The 26,676-nt window shown below is 74.3% G+C and carries 22 protein-coding genes; 18 read left to right on the top strand and 4 right to left on the bottom strand.

Features of this window, described 5'->3' with window-relative positions; all coding sequences use genetic code 11:
- The first annotated feature begins 651 nt into the window (after positions 1 to 651).
- The 10 genes from PATMI_RS0117220 to murC all read left to right on the top strand — a co-directional run bounded on the left by PATMI_RS0117220 (position 652) and on the right by murC (position 13,192).
- Positions 652 to 1,122 (top strand): division/cell wall cluster transcriptional repressor MraZ, encoded by a 471-nt coding sequence (locus PATMI_RS0117220; protein WP_026911772.1) that lies wholly within the window; start codon positions 652 to 654, stop codon positions 1,120 to 1,122.
- A 129-nt stretch (positions 1,123 to 1,251) separates the two neighbouring features.
- On the top strand, positions 1,252 to 2,313 hold the full coding sequence (gene rsmH / locus PATMI_RS0117225) for a 16S rRNA (cytosine(1402)-N(4))-methyltransferase RsmH (RefSeq protein ID WP_026911773.1): 1,062 nt from the start codon (positions 1,252 to 1,254) through the stop codon (positions 2,311 to 2,313).
- On the top strand, positions 2,310 to 3,335 hold the full coding sequence (locus PATMI_RS34895; protein ID WP_051471912.1) for an FtsB/FtsL family cell division protein: 1,026 nt from the start codon (positions 2,310 to 2,312) through the stop codon (positions 3,333 to 3,335). The genes rsmH and PATMI_RS34895 overlap by 4 nt, the downstream gene beginning before the upstream one ends.
- A gap of 134 nt (positions 3,336 to 3,469) precedes the next feature.
- A complete protein-coding gene (locus PATMI_RS0117235; RefSeq protein WP_026911774.1) occupies positions 3,470 to 5,179 on the top strand; it encodes a peptidoglycan D,D-transpeptidase FtsI family protein in 1,710 nt (569 codons plus the stop codon).
- Positions 5,180 to 5,224: 45 nt separating this feature from the next.
- A complete protein-coding gene (locus PATMI_RS31120; protein ID WP_051471913.1) occupies positions 5,225 to 6,739 on the top strand; it encodes a UDP-N-acetylmuramoyl-L-alanyl-D-glutamate--2,6-diaminopimelate ligase in 1,515 nt (504 codons plus the stop codon).
- Complete coding sequence (locus PATMI_RS31125) at positions 6,732 to 8,159, top strand: UDP-N-acetylmuramoyl-tripeptide--D-alanyl-D-alanine ligase (protein ID WP_084270029.1); 1,428 nt, start codon at positions 6,732 to 6,734, stop codon at positions 8,157 to 8,159. Before PATMI_RS31120 ends, PATMI_RS31125 begins: the two co-directional genes overlap by 8 nt.
- A gap of 3 nt (positions 8,160 to 8,162) precedes the next feature.
- Positions 8,163 to 9,140, top strand: coding sequence for a phospho-N-acetylmuramoyl-pentapeptide-transferase (gene mraY, locus PATMI_RS0117250; protein WP_026911775.1), 978 nt, complete (start codon positions 8,163 to 8,165; stop codon positions 9,138 to 9,140).
- Positions 9,141 to 9,212: 72 nt separating this feature from the next.
- Positions 9,213 to 10,628 (top strand): putative lipid II flippase FtsW, encoded by a 1,416-nt coding sequence (ftsW, locus tag PATMI_RS36035; RefSeq protein WP_084270030.1) that lies wholly within the window; start codon positions 9,213 to 9,215, stop codon positions 10,626 to 10,628.
- A complete protein-coding gene (locus PATMI_RS38320) occupies positions 10,543 to 11,802 on the top strand; it encodes a UDP-N-acetylglucosamine--N-acetylmuramyl-(pentapeptide) pyrophosphoryl-undecaprenol N-acetylglucosamine transferase (RefSeq protein WP_026911776.1) in 1,260 nt (419 codons plus the stop codon). The genes ftsW and PATMI_RS38320 overlap by 86 nt, the downstream gene beginning before the upstream one ends.
- Before the next feature lie 40 nt (positions 11,803 to 11,842).
- Positions 11,843 to 13,192, top strand: a complete 1,350-nt coding sequence (murC, locus tag PATMI_RS0117265) for a UDP-N-acetylmuramate--L-alanine ligase (RefSeq protein ID WP_026911777.1) — start codon at positions 11,843 to 11,845, stop codon at positions 13,190 to 13,192.
- A gap of 49 nt (positions 13,193 to 13,241) precedes the next feature.
- Here the strand turns inward: murC and PATMI_RS0117270 are convergent, their stop codons facing one another.
- Positions 13,242 to 13,829 carry a hypothetical protein gene (locus PATMI_RS0117270; protein WP_026911778.1) on the bottom strand — a complete coding sequence of 196 codons (588 nt, stop codon included), beginning with the start codon at positions 13,827 to 13,829 and terminating at the stop codon, positions 13,242 to 13,244.
- Between the two features lie 220 nt (positions 13,830 to 14,049).
- Between PATMI_RS0117270 and PATMI_RS34910 the strand changes: the two genes are divergently transcribed.
- The 6 genes from PATMI_RS34910 (at position 14,050) to gcvPB (ending at position 21,764) form a co-directional block, all read left to right on the top strand.
- The gene (locus tag PATMI_RS34910) at positions 14,050 to 15,255 is read left to right on the top strand and encodes a cell division protein FtsQ/DivIB (protein ID WP_157260824.1); all 1,206 of its coding nucleotides are present in this window, start codon (positions 14,050 to 14,052) and stop codon (positions 15,253 to 15,255) included.
- Between the two features lie 199 nt (positions 15,256 to 15,454).
- A complete protein-coding gene (gene ftsZ, locus PATMI_RS0117280) occupies positions 15,455 to 16,645 on the top strand; it encodes a cell division protein FtsZ (RefSeq protein WP_026911779.1) in 1,191 nt (396 codons plus the stop codon).
- Positions 16,646 to 16,923: 278 nt separating this feature from the next.
- Complete coding sequence (gene gcvT, locus PATMI_RS0117285; protein WP_026911780.1) at positions 16,924 to 18,003, top strand: glycine cleavage system aminomethyltransferase GcvT; 1,080 nt, start codon at positions 16,924 to 16,926, stop codon at positions 18,001 to 18,003.
- A gap of 148 nt (positions 18,004 to 18,151) precedes the next feature.
- A complete protein-coding gene (gene gcvH, locus PATMI_RS0117290) occupies positions 18,152 to 18,538 on the top strand; it encodes a glycine cleavage system protein GcvH (RefSeq protein ID WP_026911781.1) in 387 nt (128 codons plus the stop codon).
- Positions 18,539 to 18,666: 128 nt separating this feature from the next.
- Complete coding sequence (gene gcvPA / locus PATMI_RS0117295) at positions 18,667 to 20,076, top strand: aminomethyl-transferring glycine dehydrogenase subunit GcvPA (protein ID WP_026911782.1); 1,410 nt, start codon at positions 18,667 to 18,669, stop codon at positions 20,074 to 20,076.
- Positions 20,073 to 21,764, top strand: a complete 1,692-nt coding sequence (gcvPB, locus tag PATMI_RS0117300) for an aminomethyl-transferring glycine dehydrogenase subunit GcvPB (RefSeq protein ID WP_084270031.1) — start codon at positions 20,073 to 20,075, stop codon at positions 21,762 to 21,764. The genes gcvPA and gcvPB overlap by 4 nt, the downstream gene beginning before the upstream one ends.
- Positions 21,765 to 21,807: 43 nt before the next feature.
- On the opposite strand, the gene PATMI_RS0117305 is transcribed toward gcvPB, so the two are convergent.
- On the bottom strand, positions 21,808 to 23,520 hold the full coding sequence (locus tag PATMI_RS0117305; protein WP_026911784.1) for a S8 family peptidase: 1,713 nt from the start codon (positions 23,518 to 23,520) through the stop codon (positions 21,808 to 21,810).
- Positions 23,521 to 23,757: 237 nt separating this feature from the next.
- Here PATMI_RS0117305 and PATMI_RS0117310 point away from each other — a divergent pair, with 237 nt between their 5' ends.
- A complete protein-coding gene (locus tag PATMI_RS0117310; RefSeq protein WP_026911785.1) occupies positions 23,758 to 24,201 on the top strand; it encodes an SRPBCC family protein in 444 nt (147 codons plus the stop codon).
- Positions 24,202 to 24,224: 23 nt separating this feature from the next.
- On the opposite strand, the gene PATMI_RS36835 is transcribed toward PATMI_RS0117310, so the two are convergent.
- A complete protein-coding gene (locus PATMI_RS36835; protein ID WP_051471923.1) occupies positions 24,225 to 24,845 on the bottom strand; it encodes a TetR/AcrR family transcriptional regulator in 621 nt (206 codons plus the stop codon).
- Positions 24,846 to 24,912: 67 nt separating this feature from the next.
- On the opposite strand from PATMI_RS36835, the gene PATMI_RS31145 reads away from it, so the two are divergent.
- Complete coding sequence (locus PATMI_RS31145) at positions 24,913 to 25,833, top strand: oxygenase MpaB family protein (protein ID WP_051471924.1); 921 nt, start codon at positions 24,913 to 24,915, stop codon at positions 25,831 to 25,833.
- Here PATMI_RS31145 and PATMI_RS0117325 read toward each other — a convergent pair.
- Positions 25,827 to 26,627 carry an SDR family NAD(P)-dependent oxidoreductase gene (locus PATMI_RS0117325; RefSeq protein ID WP_026911786.1) on the bottom strand — a complete coding sequence of 267 codons (801 nt, stop codon included), beginning with the start codon at positions 26,625 to 26,627 and terminating at the stop codon, positions 25,827 to 25,829. The genes PATMI_RS31145 and PATMI_RS0117325 overlap by 7 nt on opposite strands.
- Positions 26,628 to 26,676: the final 49 nt, after the last annotated feature.

Consider the following 26,676-nt stretch of genomic DNA (forward strand, 5'->3'; position numbering starts at 1 on the left):
CGACCCACCGCGGCCCACCGCCCCGCCCCACCGGCCCCCACCCGCCGCGGGCACCGATCGCCCGAAGCGTCCCCACCGCGCACCACCACCGCGTCGGCCCGGCGGACGAGACGTCGTCGCCGGCAGGGCCGGACCGCGTCGCCCACGAGCCCCCGGACGGCCCCGCCTGACCGGCGGAACCCCGACCTGACCAGGGATTTCCGACAGGTACCTCCAATTGCGCGGACCGCGGACGGGCGGCGCCGGCCCGACGGCCCACCGCGACCCACCGAGAATCCCCACTTCGACCCACCGACCACCGAAAATCCGCACTTTGCGGGAACTCCGCCGACCCCTCCGAGATCGAACGTCATCGAACATGGGCCGGATGTCTACGAACGTCTGTTTCTATTTTGACCTGCAACGAATCCTGCGCCAGGCCTGGCGATGCGCGTGCTTGCCAGGGAATGTCCAGCTTTCAAAGCGCGAACGACGACACGAACATCTGTTCCGCCGGAGGGCCGGGTACGGTCGAGTGGGGCGCTGGGTGAACTCGGTGGTGCGGAGTGTCATGAAGTGGGGTAGGTTCTTCCCAGCGAGTCGGGCCGGGTCGCGGTACCTCCCACTGCTCCCGGCCCGGCTCGCACCGGTCATCTCCCCGGCTCCGCCGCCTTGCCGGACTTCCAGCTCCAGTCCCAGTTCGAGCTCACCCTCGACGCGAAGAACCGCCTGACGATCCCGGCGAAGTTCCGCGAGCCCTTCAAGGCCGGACTGGTCCTCGTCAAGTCCTTCGACGTCCCCGCGATCGGCATCGAGCCGGCCGAGGACTACGCCGCGTTCGTCGAGGCCTCCCTGCGCGGCCGGCACCCGCTGGACCCCGCCACCCGGCGCATCGAGCGCTGGCTGAACTCCGCCGCGCTCCCCGGCGACCTCGACGGCCAGGGCCGCATCACGCTCCCGGCCGACTTCCTCGCCCACGGGAAGATCGCGGCCAACCAGGTCCTCCTCGTCGGCTCCGGCCGGCGCTTCGAGCTCTGGGACCGCGAGGGCTGGAGCTCCTACGCGCCCGAGCTCGAGAGCGCCATGCTCGACATCGCGAACCAGATCGGCGGCCAGCAGCCGCCGTTCGACCCCTCCACGTAGGCCCGTCGCTCCGGGCCCGCCGACGCGGTGGGCCACGATGGGGGAATCGCCCCGCCGACGTCGAAGGCCCCACACGTGCCGCCCCCCGGATCCGACCCGGTGGAGCCCGGGACCCCTGCCCCGGGGGCCGTGCCCACCGACGCGCCCCACCTGCCCGTCCTCTGGCGGGAGACCGTCGACATGGTCGACCCCCGGCCCGGGCAGACCGTGGTCGACGGGACCTTCGGCGCCGGCGGCCACGCGCGGCTCGTGGCGGAGCGGCTCGGTCCGGACGGGACCCTGGTCGTCGTCGACCGCGATCCGGTGGCGCTCGCGATCGCCGCGCGGTTCGCGGACGAGGTCCCCTGCCACGTGCGGATCGTGGCCGCGCCCTTCGCCGAGGGGCTCGAGGCGTTGGCCGCGGAAGGATTCCGGGCCGACGGGGCGTACTTCGACCTCGGCATGTCCTCGATGCAGATCGATCAGGCGGAGCGCGGCTTCGCGTACACGCGCGACGCGCCCCTCGACATGCGCATGGGCTCCGGGCACGAGGCCGACCCGGTCGTGGCCGCACCCGCGTCGTCCGGCGCGTCGGCCACCCAGCGCCCGGCCGCGGCCGACCGGGCCACGTCCGGGACCACCGCCGGCGCTCCCGACGCCCCGCTGTCCGCCGCGGACGTCGTCGCCACCTGGGACGTCCCGTCGCTGACGCGCGCCCTCCGCGACTACGGCGAGGAGCGCTACGCCCTGAAGATCGCCAAGGCGATCGTCCGCGAGCGCGAGAAGGCCCCGATCGACACCACCGGGCGGCTCGTCGACGTCGTCACGAACGCCATCCCGACGCCGGCCCGCCACGTCGGCGGCCACCCCGCCAAGCGGACGTTCCAGGCGCTCCGGATCGTCGTCAACGACGAGCTCGGTCAGATCGACCGCGCCCTGCCCGCCGCCTGGAGCCTCCTCGGCGTCGGCGGCCGCCTGGCCGTGATCAGCTTCCACTCGCTCGAGGACCGGCGCGTCAAGCGCTTCGTCTCGAGCCTGCTGCAGGGCTGCGTCTGCCCGCCGGACCTGCCGGTCTGCGCGTGCGGGCAGGAGCCCGAGGCAACGGTGCTCGGCAAGGGCGGCGTCGTGCCGACGCCGGAGGAGCAGGAGCAGAACCCCCGTTCGCGTTCCGCGCGCCTGCGCGGCGCCCTGCGGACCGCGGTGCCCGCATGAGCGCCGCACCCGCACCGAAGCAGCGCCCCGGTCGCCCGGCGCCGCAGCGCCCGCCGCTGCGCTCGGTCCCGAAGCCCCGCCCGGCCCGTCCGCGGCCCGCGCCCCGGCCGGGAAGCCCCGCGACGACCCCGCTGGGCGTCCGGCTCGCCCTCGTCCCCGTCCGCCTGGCGCTCGTCCCGGTCCGCCTGCTGGCGGGGCTCCTGGCGCGCGCCACCGGCGGCCGCCCGTGGCTGCTCCTGATCCTCGCGCTCGGGTGCGGCGTCATCGCCCTGCACGCCGCGACGCTGCAGACGAACCAGGTGGTGGCGGCCCGGGACCTCGAGATCAACAAGCTGGAGCGCGAGACCGCGACGATGCGCAACGAGGTCGCGACGCTCGGCTCCACCGACCGCGTGTCCGAGTTCGGGCGCGGCGCCGGGATGGTCATCGCGGACCCCGAGGGCGTCGGCTACCTGGACGCCCGCCGGGACGACGCCGCCCGCGCCGCCGCGATGCTCGCGCCGCCGAACCCCGACTGGAAGCCCGCCCCGAACCCGTCCGAGCAGAACGGCGACGTCGCGCCCGACGAGTCCGCGGGCGCGGCCCCCGGCACCGACGGCGCCCCGGGCACCGGGGCGGTCGCCGGCCAGGCGGCCACCACGGACCAGGCGGGCAACGGGGCCGGAACCGGCGCGGCGACCGGGACGCAGATCGCGGCCGGGACCACGTCCGGTCAGGGCACGTCCACCGCGGGGGCGGCCGCCGGCACCTCGTCGGGCGCCACCGGGGCCGGCACCGCGTCGGGCTCCTCGACCGGCGGCGGCACGTCGACCGGCACCGGGGCCACCGGCACGGGCGCCGCGTCCGGCGCGGCGTCGACGGGCGGCACGGGCACCGGGACCGGGACCACCGGGTCCGGGTCGACGGGCGGCGCGGGCGCGACCGGGACGTCGTCCGGCACGGCCGGCACGACGGGGACGGCCGGCACGACCGGCACCCAGGGCTCCACGGGCGGGGCGTCGGCCGGGGGCACCACCCCGTAGGACCCCGTCCCGCGGATCGACCCGTCGACCACCCGGGAGGGGGCGGGGCACCACCAGTCATCCCGTCCCTGCGGGTTCCATAAAACCGGCCGCGACCCGGCAGGAGCCACCGCGCCCGCGGCGAACGACCCGGCATGTACGCAGATCGCCGCCTGCGCGTGCTCTTCGCCATCTCGATGACCCTGGTCGCCCTCGCCGGGCTCCGCTCGGTCTGGTTCGCGCTCGCCAAGGCCGACACCCTGAGCGTCCGCGCCGCCGGCCAGCAGCTCCAGGGCCGCGACGTGCTCGCGCTGCGCGGCGAGATCGCGGACCGCAACGGCGACCCGCTCGCCGTCTCCGAGCCCGCGGCCGACGTCGCGGTCTCCTCGAAGCAGGTGCTCGAGATGAAGGCCCAGACGCCGCCGCAGCAGCCGGCGGCGATGGCGGCCGTGATCGCGAAGTCGCTGGAGCTGCCCGAGGACGAGGTCCTCGCGAAGCTGAGCTCCGGCAAGGGCTTCGAGTACCTGGGCCGCACGGTGCCCGACACGAAGATCCAGGCGATGAAGGACCGCGCCAAGCGCCTGAAGATCCGGCTCAACGGCATCACGTACACGCCGCGGAACCGCCGCGTGTACCCGAACAACGCGCTGGCGGGCCAGGTCCTCGGCACCTTCGGCATCGACGACAAGGCCGGGTCGGGCCTGGAGTACGCGCTGGACTCGCGGCTCCGCGGCGTCAACGGCCGGACGGTCGACACGAACGCCGGCTCCGGCAGCGCCCTGCGCCGGAAGATCGAGAAGCCGATGGTCCCCGGCAAGGACGTCGGCCTGACGCTCGACACGCGGATCCAGCAGATGACGGAGGACGCCCTCCAGGAGCTCGGGCAGACGTACCGTCCCAAGCGCGCCACCGCGATCGTCATGCAGCCCGACGGGCAGGTCCTCTCGATGGCCAACTGGCCGCGCGTGAACCCGAACCACCTCGACGCCGCCTCCGCGCCGTACACGAACAACCTGGCGCTGAACTTCAACTACGAGCCGGGATCGACGTTCAAGGCGGTCGCCGTCTCCGGCGCGCTGCAGGACCACGTCGTCACCCCGGAGACGCCGTTCACGGTGCCGTACTCGATCCAGGTCGCCGACCGGACGATCTCCGACGCCCACGGCCACGGCACCGAGGTCATGACCCCCGGCCGGATCCTGGCGGAGAGCTCCAACGTCGGCGCGATCAAGATCGGCCTGAAGCTCAACCAGGACAAGGGCAAGGGCGCGTTCGACGGCTGGATGCGGAAGTTCGGCTTCGGCAGGCCCACCGGCATCGGGATGCCCGAGCAGCAGGGCCTGCTCCTGCCGGTCGACAAGTACTCCGGCTCGACGATGGGCAACCTGCCGATCGGCCAGGGGCAGTTCGTCACCCCGATGCAGATCGCGAACCTCTACGCGACGGTCGCCAACGGGGGCATCCTCCGGAAGCCGACCGTCGTCCGCACCGTCGGCGGCGACCTCGTCGAGCGGCCGAAGGGCACCCGCGTGCTCCGCCCCGAGGTCGCGAAGGAGGTCCAGGGGATGCTGACGGGCGTCTTCGAGGCAGGCGGCACCGCATCGGGCGTCAAGGTCCCCGGCTACTCGCTCGCCGGCAAGACCGGCACGACCGAGATCTTCGACGAGAAGCTCGGCGAGTACTCGAAGACGCGGAACGTCGCCTCCATCGCCGGGTTCGCGCCGGCGAAGGACCCCCGCGTGATCATCGTGGTGGTCGCCGACGAGCCCGCGGGCGGTGGCTACGGCGCGACCGTCGCCGGCCCCGCGTTCGCCCAGATCGCCCGCTACGCGATGCAGTACCTGAAGGTCCCGACCAACAAGTAGGGCGCCGGGGGTCGGGCGGCGGTCCTCCTCTAGGCTCCCCTGCGGATGACCTTGGGGGACCTGTTCGAAGAGACGCCCGCGGGGGCGGGGGCCGTCGAGGTCGCCTCCCTGGCCTACGACGACCGTCAGGTCGGTCCGGGCACCGTCTTCTTCTGCGTCCGCGGGCTGACCCGGGACGGCCACGAGTTCGCCGCCGGGGCGGTGGAGCGCGGTGCCGCGGCGCTCGTCGTCGACCACCCGCTCGGCACCGGGATCCCGGAGGTCGTGGTCGAGGACGTCCGCGCCGCGATGGCCCCGGCCGCCGCGCGCCTCGCCGGCGACCCGACCGCCCGCCTCACGACGGTCGGGATCACCGGTACCAACGGCAAGACGACGACCGCGTTCCTCGTCCGCTCGCTGCTCGAGGCCGCGGGTCGTCCCACCGGCCTCCTGGGCACCGTCGCCCAGATCGTCGGCGGGCGCGAGCTCGAGGCCGGCCGCACGACGCCCGAGGCGATCGACCTGCAGCCGCGCTTCGCCGCGATGCTCGAGCAGGGCGACGAGGCCTGCGTGATGGAGGTCTCCTCCCACGCGCTCTCGCTCGGCCGCGCCGACGCGATCCACTGGTCCGCCGCGATCTTCACGAACCTCACGCAGGACCACCTCGACTTCCATCCCACGATGGAGGACTACTTCCTCGCGAAGGCGCGGCTGTTCGCCGACGCGGGGGACGCCCCGAAGGTCGTCGACGTCGACGACCCCTACGGTCGGCGACTGGCCGGCATGCACCCCGACGCCCTCACCGTCGGCCTGACCTCCGACGACGCCCGCTTCCGCGCCTCCGACGTCCGCACGGGGCTCCGCGGCAGCTCGTTCGTCGTCGACGGGCGCCGGCTGACCACTCCGTTGCCCGGGCGCTTCAACGTCATGAACGCCCTGCAGGCGTACGTCACGGCCGTCGCGCTGGGCGTGGGGGAGGACGTCGCCGCCGCGGCCCTGGCCGACGCCGGGCGCGTGCCCGGGCGCCTGGAGCCGATCGACGGCGGCCAGCCGTTCGCGGTCCTCGTCGACTACGCCCACACGCCGGACTCGCTCCACAACGTCCTGCAGGCCGCCGCGGGCGTGCTGGACGCCGACGCTCGGATCCGGCGCACCGACGGCGACGGCGACGCCGACCCCGGCCGCGGCCGGTCGATCTGCGTCTTCGGCTGCGGGGGCGACCGCGACCGCGGCAAGCGGCCGCTGATGGGCGGGATCGCCGCGACCGAGGCCGACGTCGCGATCGCGACGTCCGACAACCCGCGCTCCGAGGACCCGGCCGCCATCCTCGACGAGGTGATGGCCGGCGTCGACGCCACCGCGACCGCCGTCGTCGAGCGCATCGAGGACCGCCGCGCCGCGATCGACCGCGCCGTCGCGCTCGCGGGGCCGCGGGACATCGTGCTGATCACCGGCAAGGGCCACGAGCAGGGACAGCAGTTCGCCGACCGGACCGTCCCGTTCGACGACCGGGTCGCCGCCCGCGAGGCGCTCGCCGCGCTCGCCGCTGGTCCAGCCGACGGGGAGGCCGCGCATGCGTAGCCGGGACGCCGTCTGGGTGGCGAAGGCCGCGGGCGCGACGCTCGTCCGCGACGCACCGCCGGCCGCGGTCGCGCCGGACCTCGACCTCGCCGCGCCGCCGGAGGCCGGGACCGACGCGTCCGCACCGGGCTCCGACGCCGCCCCGCCGTCCGCGGGGGATGCTCCCGCCGGTCAGGACGGGGCCCCGGCCGGCACCGGCCCGACCCGCGCGGTCATCGACACGCACGACGCCCGCCTGCCCGGCGCGCTGTTCGTCGGGATCCCCGGCGCGCGCGTGGACGGCGGCTCGTTCGCCCCGCAGGTGCTGCAGGGCGGCGCCTGGGGCGTCCTCGTCCGTCCCGAGCACGCCGAGGCCGCCGCCGCGGTCGGCCACGGCGTCGTCCTCACGCACGAGGACCCCGCCAGGGCGCTCGGCCTGCTCGCCCGCGCCTGGCGGTGGCACCTGGCCGCCACCGTCGTCGGGATCACCGGCTCGGTCGGCAAGACGTCGACGAAGGACCTGCTCCTCTCCGTCGTCGCGCCGCACAAGCGAGCCGTCGCGACCGCCGCGAACCTCAACACCGAGATCGGGCTCCCCCTGACCGTGCTGGGCGCCGAGGAGGGGACCGAGGTCCTGATCCTCGAGATGGCGATGCGCGGCGCCGGCCAGATCGCCGAGCTCGCCGAGATCGCCGAGCCCGACGTCGGCGTCATCACCAACGTCGCCCCGGTCCACGTCGAGCTGCTCGGCTCGCTGCAGGCCGTCGCCGACGCCAAGGCCGAGATCCTCTACGGCCTCGTCCCCGGCGGCACCGCGATCGTCCCCGCCGACGAACCGCTGCTCGCGGGCCACCGGCCCCCGGGCGCCAAGCTCGTCGAGGTCCACCCCGACGACCCGCTCCCCGCCGACCTGCACGTCGCCGGCGACGTCTCGGCCACGGTCCTGCGCAACCTGCCGGCCGTCGTGGCCGCCGCGCGCGCCATCGGGATCGAGCCGGCGGGCGAGGTCCGGCCCGAGATCTCCGCGATGCGCGGACAGCGACTGCACCTGGCCCGTGACATCGTCGTCGTGGTCGACTGCTACAACGCGAACCCGATGTCCACGACCGCCGCGCTCGACGACCTGGCCACCGCCGCCACCGGGCGCCGCGTCGCCGTCCTCGGCGACATGCTGGAGCTCGGGCCCGACGAGAAGCGGCTCCACGCCGAGCTCGGGGCCCACGCGAAGCTCACGGGCGTCGAGGTCCTCGTCGCCGTCGGCCCGCTCAGCCGCCACACCGGCACCGGGTTCGGGTCGGGGGTCCAGTGGGTCCCCGACGCCGAGGCCGCCGCGGCGCTGGTCCCCAAGCTGCTCGAGCCGGGCGACACCGTGCTCCTGAAGGCGTCCCGCGGGATCGGCCTCGAGCGCGTCGCGGACGCCCTGCAGGGTCAGGACGGCTGAGCCGTGACCCGCATCCTCATCGGCGGCACCTCCGCCATGCTCATCTGCATCTTCCTGGCGCCACGCTTCATCGAGTGGCTCCGGCAGAAGTCCTTCGGGCAGTACATCCGCGAGGAAGGCCCGACGGGGCACCAGAAGAAGGCCGGGACGCCCACCATGGGCGGCCTGATCATCTTCGTGGCGATCTCCGTGCCGTTCCTGCTCCTGTGGGACCCGGGCGACTGGAAGGCGATGGGGGTCTACGTCACCGGCGCGGGCCTCGCGCTCGTCGGTTTCGTCGACGACTGGACGAAGGTCGTCCGAAAACGGTCGCTCGGCCTGAGCGGCAAGGGCAAGCTCCTGGCGATGGTCGTCGTCTCGGGCGTGCTCTGGTACATCGTCACCGGGCCCGCGGAGCTCGACCCGACCGTCAAGGTCCGCACGCTCGACGTGACGATCGACCTCGGCCCGCTATACCCGATCTGGATCTACCTCGTCGTCGCGTTCATGAGCAACGCGGTGAACCTCACCGACGGGCTCGACGGGCTCGCCGCCGGGGTCACCGCGATCGTGATGACGGCGTACCTCGGCATCATCTTCGTCGGCATCGGGCCCAGCGACCTGGCGCTCCTGACGGCCTGCGCGGTCGGCGGCTGCGTCGGCTTCCTCTGGTACAACGCGCACCCGGCCACGGTGTTCATGGGGGACACCGGGTCCCTCGGGCTCGGCGGCCTCGTCGCCGGCGTGGCGATCATGACGAAGACCGAGGAGCTGCTGCTCATCATCGGCGGCGTCTTCGTGATCGAGGCCGTCTCGGTGATCATCCAGGTCTTCTCGTTCAAGACCTTCCGCAAGCGCGTCTTCCTGATGGCCCCGCTGCACCACCACTTCGAGATGAAGGCGTGGTCGGAGACGAAGGTCATCCTGCGCTTCTGGATCGTCGCGATCGCGTTCTCGGCGATCGGCTTCGCGCTCTATTACCAGTCGATCCGCCCGAACTGATCGACGAGCGTCGGCGCGCCCGATGCGCCGGCGGCGGAAGGGTTCATAAGACCGGGGACGAACACGCTCCTGATGAAGCGTGCCGCCGCCCGTGCCCCCGAGCTCAAGCGCGAGTACGAGCGCCTGCTCGGCCTCGTGCTCGCCCTGTGCGTCCTCGGGGCGATCTGGGTCTACAGCGCGTCCAGCTCGGAGCAGATCCTCAAGAACGGCAGCAACGGCACGACGTTCCTGTTCCGCTACGCGCTGTTCGCCGCGCTCGGGTTCCTCGTGCTCGCCGTCGCGTCCCGCGGGGGCGTGGCGGTCATCCGCAAGCTGACCTACCCCGTGCTGATCGCGTCGATCGTGCTCTGCATGATGGTCGTGCTCCCCGGCATCGGCGTGCGGGTCAACGGCGCCAACCGCTGGCTCGGCGCCGGGGCGATCACCTTCCAGCCGTCGGAGCTCGCGAAGTTCGCGCTGATCGCGTTCCTGGCGCTCAGGATGTCGACGCGGACGACCCCGATGCGCAAGCTGGGCGACCTCCGCATCGAGCTGGCGGTGATCATGATCCTCGTCGCGCTCGTCGCCGGGGTCCAGCGGGACATCGGCACCACGATCGTGATCGTCGGCGCCGCGGTCTGCGTGCTGATCATGGGAGGCATGCCCGGCCGGTTCTTCCTGCCGATCGGGGCCGTCGGCGCGTTCGGGCTGACCGTCATGGTCGCGATGCACCCGTACCGCATCGCCCGCCTGGCGTCGTTCCTCGCCCCGGGCTCCGACTCGGCCGGCACCGGGTACCAGGCCCTCCAGGGACAGCTCGCGATCGGGACCGGCGGCCTCACCGGCAGCGGCCTGGGCAACTCCGTCCAGAAGGCCGACTGGCTGCCAGAGGCCCACACCGACTTCATCCTCGCGGTCGTCGGCGAGGAGCTCGGCGCGATCGGCATCATCATGCTGCTCGTCCTCTACGGCCTGATCGCCTACACCGGGCTGAAGATCGCCGACAAGACCGAGGGGCAGTACCAGAAGCTCCTGGCCGTCGGGATCACCGCGGTGATCATCGTCCAGGCGATGCTGAACGTCTGGGTCGTCCTCGGCATCTTCCCGCTGACCGGCGTCCCGCTGCCCTTCATCTCGTACGGCGGCACGAGCCTCGCGGTGCTCCTCGGCGCCGTCGGCGTGCTCCTGAACATCGCCCGCGGCAGCACCGTGTACGCCCCGGCCCCCGGCATGCTCGGCGCCGAGCCCGCCGACGACCCGCGGCCGCCCCGCCCGCGCGGCCGGGCGCCGCGGCCCGCGCCGAAGAAGCGGGCCCCCGCGGCACGCCCGCGCCGGCAGCCGAACGTGCGGCCCGCCCCCAGCCTCGGCCTGGCGTCGGCCCGGGTGGAGGCCCGGCGCATGCCGAGTGCGCGAGGATCCGCCCGTGACGCAGAAGACGTTCGTGATCGCAGCGGGTGGGACCGCGGGGCACGTGGTGCCGGCGCTGGCGGTCGCCGACGCGCTTCGTGACGACGGCCACCGGGTCGTCTTCGTCGGCGGCGACCGCGAGGAGCGGCGGCTCGTGCCCGAGGCCGGCTACGAGCTGCGCCAGATCTCCGTCGAGGGCTTCAGCCGCACCAACCCGCTGAAGGCCGCCCGCGCCGGCGGCCGCGCGGTCGGCGCGGTCCGCGCCGCCCGGAAGGTCCTCAAGGAGCTCGCCCCCGACGCCGTCATGGGCGGCGGCGGGTACGTGGCCGGCGTCGTCGGTGCCGCGGCGGTGTCGCGGAAGGTGCCGCTGGTCCTGACGGAGGCCGACTCGCACCTCGGGGTCTCCAACCGGATGCTCCACGGCAGGGCCCACCGCGTCTGCCTCGGCTTCCCGATCGCCGGGCGCGACGCGCCGACGTTCCTCGTGACCGGCCGCCCCGTGCCGGAGCCGTTCACCGACCACGCCGGCGCCCGCGCGCGATTCGGCCTGGACGAGCGCACACCGACGGTCCTCGTCTTCGGCGGGTCCCTCGGCGCCCGCAGCGTCAACGAGGCGGCCGTCGACGGCCTGGCCGGCCTCACGGCGCCGGCGCTCGACGGCTCGGGGGAGACCGGGGTGGCCGTGATCCACGCCTCCGGGCGTCGCGACTTCGCGTCGCTCGCGCCGCGCGTCCTGTCGGCCGGTGGCCTGGCGATCGGCGGCGACGACGCCGCGACGGTGGCCGGGGAGGACGACCGGGGCGGCACGACCCCCGCCGACGTGCGGGTCGCGGCCGAGAACGCCGGGGCCGCGTCGAGTCCGGTCGCAGCCGCGAACGCGGGGACCGCCGCGGACGCGGACGCGTCGGCGGCCGGCTACGTCCTCTACGACTACCTCTCGCCGCTCAGCCCCGCCCTCGCGGCGTGCGACCTCGTCGTCGCCCGGTCGGGTGGCTCGATCGCCGAGGTCACCGCCCACGGGCGCCCCGCGGTCCTCGTGCCGTACCCGCACGCGGCCGCCGACCACCAGACGGCCAACGCCCGGTGGATGGCCGACGCCGGGGCCGCCGTGGTGATCGCCGACGGCGACCTGACGACCCAGGGCCTCCGGGCGACCGTCGCCGGCCTGCTCGGCGACCCGGAGCGGCTGCGGGCGATGGCGGAGGTCTCCGCCGGCCTGGCGCGCCCGGACGCGGCGCGGGCGATCGCGGACGAGGTGCTCGCCGCCGCGGGGTGAGGCCCCGGCGGGCACGGACGGCCGGATACCCTCCGCCGCGATGTCGCCTGCGCCCTGGTCCGGTCGTCGCCTCCACGTGCTCGGCATCGCCGGGGCGGGGATGAGCGCCCTCGCCGTGCTCGCCGAGGGCCTCGGCGCCGAGGTCACCGGCTCCGACCGCGGCGAGAGCCGGTACCTCGCCGGGGTCCGCGAGGCCGGGATCCCCGTCGCGATCGGTCACGACGCCGCGAACCTGCCGGACGGCGACGACCTGGTCGTCGTGTCGTCGACCGCGATCCCCGAGGACAACCCCGAGCGCGTCGAGGCCCGGCGCCGCGGGCTGCCGGACCGCTCGCGGCACCAGCTCCTGCGCGAGGTCTGCGCCGAGCACCGCGTGATCGCCGTCGCCGGCGCCCACGGCAAGACGACGACCTCCGCGATGACCGTCCATGCGCTGCAGGGCGCGGGGGAGGACCCGAGCTACCTCGTCGGCGGGATCCTCCGCTCGACCGGGCACAACGTGCACGTCGGGACGTCCGGCTGGCTCGTCGTCGAGGCCGACGAGTCGGACCGCTCGTTCCTCGAGACGCACCCCGAGATCGCCGTCGTCACGAGCATCGAGCTCGATCACCACGGCACCTACGCCGGGCGGGCCGACCTCGACGACGCCTTCCGCACCTTCCTCGCCGGGGCGGACGAGCGCGTCGTCTGGGACCGGCGGGAGCTCGACCGCGTCCTGCCCGCCGACGTCGACCACGTCCACCGCTACGACGTCGACGGCTCCGAGGCCGGCGACGGCGCGCAGCGCTTCGCGTGGGGGGACCGGACCGTCGGCCTGCGCCAGCCGGGGCTCCACAACGCGTGGAACGCCGTCGCCGCGCTGACCGCCGCCTCCCTGGCCGGCGCCGACCCCGACCGCGCGGCCGCGGCGATGCTCGACTTCCCGGGCACCGGCCGCCGGTTCGAGCAGACGGGTCTCGGGCCGCACGACGTCGTGGTGATCGACGACTACGCGCACCATCCGACCGAGGTCGCGGCGACGATCCGGGCCGCCCGGACCCTGGAGCCGGACCGGGTCGTGGCGGTCTTCCAGCCGCACCTGTTCTCGCGCACCCAGATGCTCGCGACGGCGTTCGGCGCCGCACTCGCGGAGGCCGACCTCGTCTGCCTGCTCGACGTCTACCCGGCCCGCGAGCGCGCCGAGGACTTCCCGGGCGTCGACGGACTGACGCTGGCGCGGACCGCCGCCGACGCCGCGGACGGGCGCACCGTGCTCCTGCTGCCGACGATCGCCGACGCGGTCGAGCGGCTCCCGGCGCTGCTGCGCGCCGGCGACATCTGCCTCTGCATGGGCGCGGGCGACGTCGACGCGGTCGCGCGTGGGCTCGTCGCCGCGGCCGGCCGAGGCTGATCCACCGGTCCCGGGGTCGCCGCCGGTGGTCGGCGGATGCTGCCGCTGATCACGGCAGCCCGACGCGCTGCTCCGCCATCGCGCGGCCCCGCGGGGACAGCGCCTCGACCGTCAGCGGCTGGCGATCGTTCGGGAAGAACCGCACGAAGAACCGGTACCGCGCGAGCTGCGGGTACCTCCGGATCGCGGCGCGCGGGGCACGGCGGGGGCGGAACGTCGTGGTCCGGCCGTCGATCGTCGTCACCCGGACGCGCGCGACCGTCCGGTAGACGACGCCGTCGACCTCCCACTCGTCCGCCGTCCCGAAGCCGCTGCCCTGCGAGACCGCGAGCCGGGCGTGCGACCGCCACGGGACCGACAGGAAGCCGCCGCCGTCGCCGTGCCGGCCCATCGGGAAGGACGTCTCGAGCTGGAGCGTCGGGCCGTCGATCGCGGCCCGCTGTCTCCAGGCCTGCCCGCTCGCCGACACGCCGGAGGCGATCGACGGTCCGACGACGGGGTCCGCCGCGGCGGTCGCCGGGACCGCGGCGGCGGCGATCCCGGCCGCGAGCGCCAGGACACCGGCGGGCCGCCCGGGCCCCCGGCGTCCGACGGACGTCGTGGAGGAGCCGCACCGGTGGGCGGACGATCCGGGCATACGTGGGTTCCTGGTGCTCGAGGACGGGACGGCCCGCGGAACGCACCGCGGGCGGGATCCGCCGATCCTGCCGCACGCACCGGACGCCGTCGAGCGTCCGGGGCGGAAGGACGCGGTCCGCCCCGGGCACCCGGACGGTCCCGCGCGCGGCGGCATCGGCGGCGGACCTTCGTCGGCGGGCGGGGAGGGACCCGCCCGGCCGCGGCGAACCCGTCGGGTGATGCCGACCCCGTCGCTCTCCGGGCGCCTGCTCGACGCAGGTGCCGCCCTCCGCACGTCCCGCCCGACGTGGAGCATCCCGCGGGGCACGGGCCCCGCGGCCTCGCGACGGCTGGGCCTGCTCGTCGCGATCGGGATCCTCGGCACGATCGCGATCGTCTACCTCGCCCTCCGCCTGACGCCGCTCTCGACGGTCCAGCGGGTCACCGTCGTGGGGGCCCAGGGCCCCGACGCCGCGAAGATCCGCCACGAGATCGAGCAGGCCGCCCTCGGGCAGAGCACGCTCGGCTTCGGGGAGGGCGCCGTGCACCGCGCCGTCGCCGGCACCTCGAGCATCACCGGGCTCACGATCCACACGAACTTCCCGCACGCCGTCCAGGTCGAGGTCCACCAGCGCCTCGCCGTCGCGGCGGTCGAGGACGGCGGCAAGCGGGTCGCGGTCGCGACCGACGGCAAGCTCCTCCCCGACTGGGAGGTCGGCAAGCTGCCGTTGATCCGCGGAGGGCGCACCGCCGACGGGAAGGTCGTCGGCGGAGCGCTCCTGGCCGCGACCGTGCTGTCGAAGGCCCCGCCCGAGCTCCTCGCCCACGTGGCGCGCGTCGACAGCGGCACGGTCGTCCGGATCGCGAACGGCCCGGCGCTGCTCTTCCGCGACACCGAGCGGGTCGCCGCGAAATGGGCGGCGGCGGTGGCGGTCCTCAGCGACCGCGGGACGGCCGGCGCGACGTGGATCGATCTCCGCGTCCCCGAGCAGCCGGTCGCCGGGAAGGGCGCGCCTCCCGGGCTCCCGTCGCGAACCGCGAAGGCCGGGAAGATCACGTCGAGCACGGATGCGCTCGCGACCGCCGAGGACCGACCGACCGACCCGACGGCGTCGCCGGGCGACGCGACCTCCGGCGACGGTCAGGGCACCGGCACCGGGACGCCGGCGGCCGCGACGACGTCGCCCTCGACGGCCGGGGCGACGACGGCCGGGACCGCGGCGAGCGCCCCCACCGGGACGACCGGAGCCGGAGCCCAGGCCACGGGCACGGGCGGCACCGGGGCGGCGGCCGGCACCACCGGGACGTCGACCGGGGCCTCCGGCGGCGCGTCGGGGACCACGGATTCGGGCGCCGCGAGCACCGGCGCGGCAGGCACCGGGACGAGCGGCACCCCCGGCACGTCCGGCGGCGCCACGGCACCCACGAGCCAGACCACACCCTGAACCACAGCCTGAGGCTCGGCTACTTGAGGCTTCAGTCGACGTCTAGAGAAGGCGTGCAATCCCCGTTGCGTGCCTATGATCGACGTTGACAACACCGGCTGAGCACACCTAGCTTGGCTGTCTGGGCGCTCGCGGTCGGGACCACCCGCACGTTCCCTCAACCCCCAGCGCACCCCCAGGACCGGAGATACACGCTTTTATGGACGCCACCGGCAGTTACCTCGCCGTCATCAAGGTCGTCGGCGTCGGCGGCGGCGGCACCAACGCCGTCAACCGCATGATCGACGCGGGCCTGCGCGGCGTGGAGTTCGTCGCGTGCAACACCGATGCCCAGGCGCTGCAGATGTGCGACGCCGACATCAAGATCAACATCGGTGGTGAGGTCACGCGCGGCCTGGGGGCCGGCGCCAACCCGGAGGTCGGCCACGCAGCCGCCTCGGAGTCGCGCGACGAGATCCGCGACGCCCTGAAGGGCGCCGACATGGTGTTCGTCACCGCGGGCGAGGGCGGCGGCACCGGCACCGGTGCGGCCCCCGTCATCGCGGAGATCGCCAAGGGCGAGATCGGCGCGCTGACCGTCGGCGTCGTCACCCGGCCGTTCTCGTTCGAGGGCAGCCAGCGCATGCGCCAGGCCGAGGACGGCATCAACCGCCTCCGCGAGGTCGTCGACACGCTCGTCGTGATCCCGAACGACCGCCTGCTCGGCCTCGTCGAGAAGCGCACGTCGATCCTCGACGCCTTCCGCTCCGCCGACAACGTGCTGCGCCAGGGCGTCCAGGGCATCACGGACCTGATCACGATCCCGGGCCTCATCAACCTCGACTTCGCGGACGTCCGGACCGTCATGCACGACGCCGGCACCGCGCTCATGGGCATCGGCCAGTCCGGCGGCGAGACCCGCGCCGGCGAGGCCGCCAAGCAGGCGATCGCCAGCCCGCTGCTCGAGGACTCCGTCGAGGGCGCCACCGGCATCCTGCTGAACATCACCGGCGGCCGCGAGCTCGGCCTCTTCGAGGTCAACGAGGCCGCCGAGATCGTCCAGCAGGCCGCCGACGGCGACGCGAACATCATCTTCGGCGCCGTCATCGACGAGGACATGGGCGACGAGATCCGCGTCACCGTCATCGCCACCGGCTTCGACAAGACCCGCGCGGCCCGCCAGGCCGCCACGAGCAGCTCGTCCTCGTCCTCGTCGGCCTCCCGGCCCGGCCGTGGCACCGAGCGGGACGACCGGGACCGCGATCGCGACCGCGGCGGCCGGAGCGAGCGCTCCGAGCGGCCACGCCGCGGCAGCCGCGAGGACGACCGCGCCCCGCGCCCCGGTCGTCAGACCGGCTCGTCGCTCGAGATCGGCGACGACGACATCGACATCCCGGCCTTCCTCCGGTAGGGGGCCGGGCCCCGACCCGAGCTTCTCGGGTATGGGGCGCGCAGGACTCCGGCGGGGCTCGGGCCACCCGGAGTGGGGCCGGGCCCCGACCCGAGCTTCTCGGGTATGGGGCGCGCAGGACTCCGGCGGGGCTCGGGCCACCCGGAGTGGGGCCGGGCCCCGACCCGAGCTTCTCGGGTACGGGGCGCGCAGGACTCCGGCGGGGCTCGGGCCACCCGGACAGCCGATCCTGTCCGACGGGACCGGGGCGTGCCCGGACCCGTTGGTAGGCTGGCGCAGTGAGTTCGACGACGGATCTGCGGCGCACGCCGCTGTACGAGCGGCACCTCGCCGCCGGTGCCCGCGTGGTGCCGTTCGCCGGCTGGGAGATGCCCGTGCAGTACGTGGGCGTCAAGGAGGAGCACCTTGCGGTCCGCTCCGCGGCGGGCGTCTTCGACGTCTCGCACATGGGCGAGATCCGCACCGTCGGCCCGCAGGCCGCGGCGTTCCTGCAGCGGATCCTCTCCAACGACGTCGAGAAGATCGCCGTCGGCGGCTCGCAGTACTCGGTCCTCTGCACCGAGGACGGCGGCGTCCTGGACGACCTCTTCACCTACCGCCTCGCCGACGACGTCTACCTGACGGTCACCAACGCGAGCAACCACGCCAAGGACCTCGCCTGGTTCCAGCGCTGGGCCGAGGGCTTCGACGTCACCGTCGAGGACGCCTTCGACGAGTTCGCGATGCTCGCCGTGCAGGGCCCCGACGCCCGCCGCATCACCTCGCAGGTCCTCGGCTACGAGCTGCCCGGCCCGTTCCGGACCGGCGGCGCGATCTGGAACGACGCCGACGTCCTCGTCGCCGGCACCGGCTACACGGGGGAGGACGGCGTCGAGCTGCTCGTCCCGCCGGCCGTCGCCCCGGACCTCTGGGACGCCCTGCTGGCCGCCGGCGTCCAGCCCGCCGGTCTCGGCGCGCGGGACACCCTGCGGATGGAGGCCTGCTTCCACCTGTACGGCAACGATCTCTCCGAGGACCGCGACCCGATCGGCGCCGGCCTCGGCTGGGCGTGCAAGGAGGCCACGGGCTTCGTGGGCTCCGAGGCCGTCGCCGCGGCCCGCGCGGGCGGCTCGCCGCACGGCGAGAAGCTCGTGCCGTTCCGGTTCACCGACAAGGGCATCCCGCGCGGCGGCAACGACGTCGTCGGTGGCGGCACCGTCACGAGCGGCACGTTCTCCCCGAGCCTCGGCATCGGGATCGGCCTGGCCTACGTCCCGGTGGCGAGCGCCGAGGTCGGCACGCCGCTGACGATCGACGTCCGCGGCCGCGAGCGCCCCGCCGAGGTCGCGACCAAGCCGCTCTACAAGCGTCCCAACTGACCCGGATGCCCCGCTCCCGACGCCGCCCGACCATCAGGCCGCGCGTGCACGGGAGCGCCGCCCGGCCACGCCGACGCGCCCGCAGGGCCGTCGCGGCCGGGCCCCGAACTCAACCGTCCCTCACCTCGACCCCGTACCTGGAGCAGCAATGGCCGACGCGTCGTACCCCGAAGACCTGAAGTACCACCCCGAGCACGACTGGGCCCGCATCGACGGCGACGTCGCGACGTTCGGCATCACCTGGTTCGCCCAGGACGCCCTGGGCGAGGTCGTCTTCTTCGACGCCCCCGAGGTCGGGGCGACGGTCACCAAGGACGAGAGCTACGCCGAGGTCGAGTCGGTCAAGGCCGTCTCCGACGTCATCGCGCCGCTGTCGGGCGAGGTCGTCGAGGTCAACCCGGCGCTCGAGGACAGCCCCGAGTCCATCAACGAGTCGTCCTACGAGGACGGCTGGATGGTCAAGGTCAGGCTCTCGGACCCGTCGCAGGTCGACCAGCTCCTCGACCAGGCCGCCTACGTGGCGTCGCTCGACTGACGGACGGGCCACCCGCCCGCCACCCCGCTTCCTCCCCGCCCGTCCGGCGGCCCGTGTCGCACCCACCGGGTGCGGTCCGCGGCCCGGACGGCCCGGGGCACCTTCGTCCCCTTCCGGAAGGGCATCCCGTGACCCGCTACACCACCGCCACCGACGCCGACCGCGAGGCCATGCTGGCCGCCGTCGGCGTCGCCTCGATCGACGAGCTCCTCGCGGAGCAGATCCCGCAGGCGCTGCTGCTGGACCGGCCGCTCGACATCCCGGAGGGGCTGTCGGAGCAGGAGGTCAACGCCGAGCTCGGACGCCTCGCGGCGAAGAACACCTCCGCGGAGGACGAGGTCACGTTCCTCGGCGCCGGGATGTACGACCACTACGTGCCGTCGATCATCGACATGCTGCTCGGCCGGTCGGAGTTCCTGACGCCGTACACGCCGTACCAGCCCGAGGTCTCCCAGGGCGGCCTCCAGGTCATGTTCGAGTACCAGACCGCGATCTCGGAGCTCACGGCGCTGCCGGTCTCCAACGCGTCGGTCTACGAGGGCCCGTCCGCCGTCGCGGCCGCCGCCTACCTCGCGAAGCTCGTCAACTCGAAGACGGGGATCGTCGTCTCCGCCGGCGTGCACCCGCACACGATCCAGACGCTCGAGACGCTGGCCGTCGGCTACGGCAGCACGGTCACCGTCGTCCCGCTGAAGGACGGCGTCACCGACCTCGACGCCTGGTCCGCCGCGGTCGACGGCGACACCTCCGCCGCGATCCTCCAGCAGCCGAACTTCCTCGGCGCCGTCGAGGACGTCCAGGCGCTCTCCGACGCCGCGAAGGACGACTCCCCGGCCGTCGTCATCGGCGCGTACGACCCGATCACCCTCGGCGTCCTGGCGCCCCCCGGCGAGACCGACGTCGACGTCGCCGTCGGCGAGGGCCAGACTCTCGGCAACCGCCTGGACTTCGGCGGTCCGTCGTTCGGCTTCTTCGCGGCGCGCGAGGCCTTCCTCCGCCGCATGCCGGGCCGGATCGCGGGGGAGACCGTCGACGTCGACGGCCGCCGCGGCTTCGTCCTGACGCTCCAGACCCGCGAGCAGCACATCCGCCGCGAGAAGGCGACGTCGAACATCTGCACGTCGCAGGCGCTGAACGCGCTGGCCGGCGTCGTCTACCTCGGCTGGCTCGGCCGCGAGGGCCTCCCGGAGCTCGCGAACCTGCTCGTCCAGCGCACGCACTACGCGCGCACCACCCTGGCCGCCGTCGACGGCGTCGAGCTCCTGCACGACCAGCCGGTCGTCCGCGAGTTCGCGCTCCGCCTCCCGGGCGTCGACGTGCCGCAGCTCGTGGCCTACGTCCAGGACCACGGCGTCAACCCGGGCCTCGCGCTGAGCCGCACCCACGCGGGCGTCCACGACGACGGCCTCCTCGTCGCGCTCACCGAGCAGCGCACGAAGGAGCAGATCGACGAGCTCGCCCGCCTCGTCGGCGAGGCGATCCAGTCCCAGCGGAGCGGCACGACGGATGCCGCCGCCCGGACGGAGGTCTCCGCATGAGCACGACCGAGAACACCACCGGCCGCGGCACGAAGGACGTCCACATCGGCGACGACAGCGCCATCGCCCGCGAGGCCGTGCTGCCCGCCGCCGGCGGCTCCGACCCGCGCCCGCTCGCCGCGCCGACGACGTCGGTCAACCCGATCCAGCGCGACCACGCGACGACGATCTTCGAGAAGGGCGTCGAGGGCCGCCGCGCGTTCGTCGCCCCGGCCACCGGGGTCCCGGAGGTCGCGCTCGACGAGATCCTCCCGGCGAAGCTGCGTCGCACGACGCCGGCGCGCCTGCCGCAGGTCACCGAGCCCGAGCTCGTCCGCCACTACGTGCGCCTGAGCCGCCGGAACTTCGACCTCGACACCGGCTTCTACCCGCTCGGGTCGTGCACGATGAAGTACAACCCGCGCCTGCACGAGCGGGTCGGCGCGCTGCCCGGCCACTCCCGGCTGCACCCGTTCCAGACGCAGGACCACGCCCAGGGCGCGCTCGAGGTCATGTACGGCCTGGAGCGCCAGCTGGCCGAGGTCTCGGGCCTGCCGCACGTCTGCCTGCAGCCGTCCGCCGGGTCGCACGGGGAGCTCGCCGGCGTGCTCCTGGCCCGGGCCTACCACGAGGCCCGCGGCGAGAACCGCCGCAAGGTCCTGACCCCGGACACCGCGCATGGGACGAACCCCGCCACGGTGACGATGGCCGGCCTCGAGGTCGTGAAGGTCGCGACGAACCCCGACGGCGGCGTCGACATCGACGACCTGCGGGCGAAGGCCGACGACGACGTCGCGCTGATCATGCTCACGAACCCCAACACGCTGGGGATCTTCGACCCGAACATCGAGGAGATCGCCTCGATCGTCCACGGCGTCGGCGGCGTGCTCTACTACGACGGCGCGAACCTCAACGCCATCATGGGCATCACGCGCCCCGGCGACATGGGCTTCGACATCGTGCACTTCAACCTGCACAAGTCGTTCACGCAGCCGCACGGCGGCGGCGGTCCGGGCTCCGGTCCGATCGCGGTCTCCGACCGCATCGCGCCCTACGTGCCCGTGCCGGTGATCCGCCGCGAGGAGCTCGCGCCCGCCAACGGTGCGGCCGCCGAGCACCGCTTCGAGCTGATCTCCGACCCGGCGGACCTGCCCGGCGGCGTCGACGGCGGCGAGCCCGGCTCCCGGTCGATCGGCAAGCTCCGCGGCTTCCAGGGCAACTACGGCGTCTTCGTCCGCTGCTACGCCTACATCCTCAGCCTCGGCGGCTCGGGGCTGAAGGACGCGTCCGAGGTCGCCGTCCTGAACGCGAACTACCTGCTGGCGAAGCTCGAGGAGCTCGGGGTCCGGGAGCACCTGCCGCTCGCGTTCGGCACCCGTTGCATGCACGAGTTCGTGATCTCCGGCGGCCCGATGAAGCGCGACCTCGGGATCAAGACCCTGGACCTCGCCAAGCGGCTGCTCGACCACGGGTTCCACCCGCCGACGGTCTACTTCCCGCTGCTGGTCGAGGAGGCGCTCCTGATCGAGCCCGTCGAGACCGAGGCCCGCGAGACCCTCGACGCGTTCGCCGAGGCGCTGGCGGAGATCCTCCGCGAGGCCGCCGAGGACCCGACGATCGCGCAGAACGCCCCGTACTCGACGCCCGTGCGGCGCCTGGACGAGGCCGGCGCGGCGAAGAAGCCGCGCATCCGCCAGGCGATCGCCTGACGCGCGGCGGTCGCGGCGAGGAGCCGCGACCGCCCGTCCGCGACTACGGCGCGCCGCAGGTGAGGTTCACGGTCTGGGCCGTGAACTCGGCGCCCGCCGCGAACTGCTTCAGCGTCGCCGCCAGACCCTTGGAGGCGAGGACCGTCTTCCAGTGGTTCAGGGCCTTCGCGTCCTCCGGGAGGCGACGCAGCCCACCGCTGTACATCCGCTTGACGACGTCGTCGGCCGACAGCTTCAGGCCCTCGAACTCCTGGCCCAGGAAGAACGCGTAGAAGACGTTCGTGACCTGCCCGCGGCAGTCGTTGACGATCTTGTCGTACCAGTGACGCCGGCCGCCGTCCTCGGCGGCTCGGCCCAGGACGTACGTGTAGAAGTGGTCGACGGTCTGGGTGATCCGGCTGTCGGGCGGGAGCACCGGCGGGGTGACCGTGCCGCCGACCGACGCCAGGGCCGCCGCGCCGTCGACGCGATGGCGGGAGACGCCCTCCCACGGGTCCTTGATGACCGGGCCCGTGCCCACGATCGCCTTGCGCACCTCGTCGACCTTGAGGCTGGGGCGGGCGCCGATGACGCTCGCCGCGATGCCCGCCACCGACGGGGTGGCGGCCGACGTGCCGTTGAAGCCGGCCGCCCCGGGGGTGTCCCAGTTGACCGTGCCCCACACGTCGAGCCGCGGGCTGATGTTCGTGTACGCGACGACGGAGGCCGGCACGTAGTCGAACGTCTTCGGTCCGTCCTCGAACGGGTAGACCTCGCTGAACGCCTGATCGACGGTCGCCCCGACGGCGACGACGCCCGGCAGGCACGCCGGGTACGAGACGACGTCCGAGAAGTCGTTGCCGGTCGCGGCGAACGGCAGGGCGCCCGCGGCGACGAGCTGCCGCATGCTCCCGGCCAGCGGCCCGCCGGCCTTGCACAGCCCGACGCTGCCCTCCGGGCCCAGCCCGAGGCTCATGTTGACGACGGTCGGGGTCTTCGCCGACCGTCGCTGCGCCGTCACGCGGTCCAGGGCGACGAGGAGGTCGCCCCAGTCGGCGCCCTGGTCGTCCCCGGCGCCGGACATCACGTCGTAGGCGTCGATCGTCGCGGCGGGCGCGACCTCGTGGACGATCGACGCGACGGCCGTGCCGTGACCATGGTCCGTGTCGCCGCCGCCCGCGACGTCGGTGACACGCCGGACGCTGCAGCCGGAGGCGCCGGGCGCGGCGCACGTGCCGAACTCGGGGCCGAGGTTCAGGCCGCTGTCGAGGATCGCGACGGTGACGCCCTGCCCGTCCGCGGCCGCGGCGCGGAGCTGCGGCGCGCCGACGTACGCCGCGGACGCCGCGTCGGCCGGGCGCACCCGCTGGTCGACCGAGATCGACGCGACGGTCTTCGTCTGCACGAGGCGCTTCGCGGCGTCCGTGCTGCTCACGCGGGCCAGGACGTTCGGCAGGTGGTCGTACCGACGCGTGACCGTCACGCCCTTGACCCGCTCGACGCGATTGCCGACCGCCCGGACCGTCTTGGCCCGCGCGTCGAGCTTCTCCGCGGGCACCGGGGCGAGGCTCATCGCGACGACGAGCGGCTTGCGCTGCGCGATCGCCCGGCGGACGGCCGCGGGGACGGCGGCGTCCGTCCGCGCGTAGGTGATCGGGGCGCCCTCGGTGACCGAGACGCGCGGCGGCGGGCCTGCGGCGCCGACGGGGGCGGCGAGGACGAGGGACGCTGCGATCGTCGCGGTGGCGACGACCGTGCGGGGGCCTGATGGGGGCACTGGGACTCCTGGGACGGCGACGGGGTGCGGCCACCCTACCCGTGCGCGGACACCGTACGACGTGGCGCGTCGGCATCCTCACGATTCCCTCACGGGCAGCACGAGGCGGGACGGCCGATCGTCGCGCCATACTCGTCGGGACGTCCGGTGTCGCCGTGCCGGGTGGGCCCCGCGCCCCTCGGTCCCGCCCGCGAAGCGCCGGATCCCCGCCTCCCGACCTCCGACGGAGCCCACCGCATGAGCCAGATCCACGTCCACACCGAAGCCCAGGTCCCCGCGTCCGTCGACGTCGTCCGCAGGGCCCTGCAGGACTACGCGACGATCCGCCCGCGGATCCTCACCGACGAGTACCGCGACTACCGGGTGCTCGAGGGCGGCGAGGGCGACGGCACCGTCGCCGCGTGGACGCTCCAGGCGACGAAGAAGCGCTCGCGCGACGTCATCGCGGACGTCGACGTCACCTCCGCGGGCGGCGTCGTCGAGCGCGACCGCAACTCGACGCTCGTCACGACGTGGACGGCCGAGCCGCTGACGGACAGCACGTCGACCGTCAAGGTCGAGACGACCTGGAAGGGCGCCGGCGGGGTCGGCGGGTTCTTCGAGCGCACGTTCGCGCCGGCCGGCCTGCGCGCGATCCAGGGCCGCGTCCTCGAGAAGCTCGCCGAGGAGCTCCGCGACTGAGGGACCCGCACCGCGGGTCGGGTTCAGGCGGCGTAGCGCGCGCGCAGCGCCGCGCGCCACGCGAGGAGGTGCGCGGGGTAGTCGACGTCGTCGGGCGCCAGCACCCAGCGGAAGCCGCCGCCGATCGCCTCGGTGAGCCAGCGGTCGGACTCGGCGTCGGCGTCGAGGTCCCTGCGGACGGAGCCGTCCGCCATCCCGGCGATCAGCCACGAGCGGCTCTGCGCGACGAGCACGTCGAGCCACCGCACGACGGTCGGGCGTGCGTCCTGCGCCGCACCGACCGACTCGAACGAGACGACGAAGATCGCTCGCAGGAGCGTCGGGTGCTCGGTCGCGAACACGTGGAGCCGGTCGACGCCGTGGAGCGCCCGCCCGAGACCCGTCTCGTCGTCCGGGTGGTCATCGGAGAGGATCGACGCCTCGTACTCGGCGTGCAGCGACTGGAGCAGCGCGTCCTTGGACCCGAACCGCTCGCGCACCATCGCGCGGCTGTAGCCCGCGCGCTCGCCGATCTGTGCGGCCGTCGTGCGCTCGTAGCCCTGCTCGGCTATCAGCGCGGCGAGCGCCTCGCGGAGCCGGGACGCGGACTCGGCGGTGCGCTCGGCCTGGGTGCGACGGGCCGGCTGGGCTGACGGGGACGACATCTCCGCGATCGTACCGCCACCCGCGCACCATGTTGCTTGCGCGCACGCAGGTATGTACGATCCGGGCATGGCCCCGGACCGGAAGCACGCGCGGTGGGCGCGGGACGAGATCGCCGCGCTGGACCCCGTCGTAGACAACGAGCGCATCACCCACCTGAGCGCCGAGGTCCGCTTCGGCGACCCCGCGCTCGCCGCGGCGCTCTACACCGTGGCGTTCGCGCGGCAGATGGCCGTGCCGTCGATCGCGGCGGTCGTCCACCGCGGCGGGCGCAGCCCGATCATGGTCCGCACGCGGAAGCGCAACGACGACACGCTCGTCTTCTTCGGCGAGTTCATGCGGCACGGGCACTCGTCCCCGGAGGGGCGTGCGGCCATCGAGCGGCTGAACGAGATCCACGCGCAGTTCCCGATCCGGAACGACCAGAGCCTCTACACGCTGGCGTCCCTCACGTTCGAGGCGATCCGCATCCCCGCGCTCCTCGGCGCCGACCCGTTGACGCAGGCGGAGAAGGACGCCAACTTCTGGTTCTGGCGGGGCGTCGGCGCGCGCATGCACCTGACGGACATGCCGGAGAGCCTCGACGCGTTCTGGTCCTGGATGCAGGTCTACGAGCGCGAGCACTGGGCCTGGTCCGCGGGCGGGGCGGCCGTCGCCCGCGCGATGATCGACGACTACGCGGCCCGCTGGTTCCCGCCGGAGCTGCAGCGCGTCGGCCGCGAGCTGACGCTGGCGCTGATGGAGGACGAGCTGCTCGACGTCCTGCACCTCAAGCGCCCGAAGGCGCGGACGCGGGCGGTGACCGCCGCGATCGCCCGCACGTACTTCGCGGCGCGACAGGTCCTGCCGGACCCGGCCGAGCGCGGGTGGACCGGGTCGTTCGGCGGCGAGTACGGCGGCTGCCCGCACATGGCGGACGTCGGCTACCGGCCCGAGCGCGACCGGCCGGCGGCGCGCGTGCGCGGCTGTCCGGTCGGGCCCGCTCAGTAGAAGATCGGCCCCGTCTGCCCGCCGCCCGCGGCGATCGCGTCGCCGTTGATCGCCACGCTCCGCGGCGACGCGAGGAACGCGACGACGTCCGCGACCTCGGCGGCGTCGACGATCCGGCCGATCGAGACGTCGGCGGCCAGCGCGGCCTCGGCCTCCTCCTCGGTCGAGCCGTCCTGCTCGGCGCGGGCGGCGACCATCGCGGGGGTGCGCTCGGTCCGCGTCAGACCGGGGTGGACGACGGTGACGTTCACGCCGAGCGGGCCGAGCTCGTCGGCGAGGTTCTTCGTCAGCGCCGCGACGGCCACGTTGCGGACCGACCCGGCGACGGAGCCGGAGCGCCGGGCGTTCAGGCCGGAGACGTTGACGATCCGGCCCCATCCGCGGTCGACCATCTGCGGCGCGACCGCCCGGGCGACCCGGAGGTAGCCGAGCAGCTTGACCTCGAGCTCCTCGCGGACGCGGTCGTCGGTCGTCCCGATCGCCGACATCGCCGGACCGCTGGACGCCGGACGCGCGGCGGCGTTGATCGCGATGTCGATCCCCCCGAAGGCCGCCGTGACCTCGTCGACGGCGCGTCGCACGTCGGCGTCGCCGCCGGTGTCGGCCGAGACGCCGAGGGTCCGCGCCCCGGTCTCGGCGCCGAGCTCCTCGGCGGCCAGCGCGACCGCGGCCTCGTCGCGCGCCAGCAGTGCCACGGTGGCGCCCTCGCGGGCCAGCGCGCGGCCGATCGCGAGCCCGATCCCGCGGCTCCCGCCGGTCACGAGTGCGCGCTTGCCGGCCAGCTGGAGGTCCATCGGGCCATCGAACCACACGGCGCCCCGGACCTCGCCCGCACGGCCTGCG

Origin of the sequence: Patulibacter minatonensis DSM 18081 (assembly GCF_000519325.1) — a bacterium.
GTDB lineage: Bacteria > Actinomycetota > Thermoleophilia > Solirubrobacterales > Solirubrobacteraceae > Patulibacter > Patulibacter minatonensis.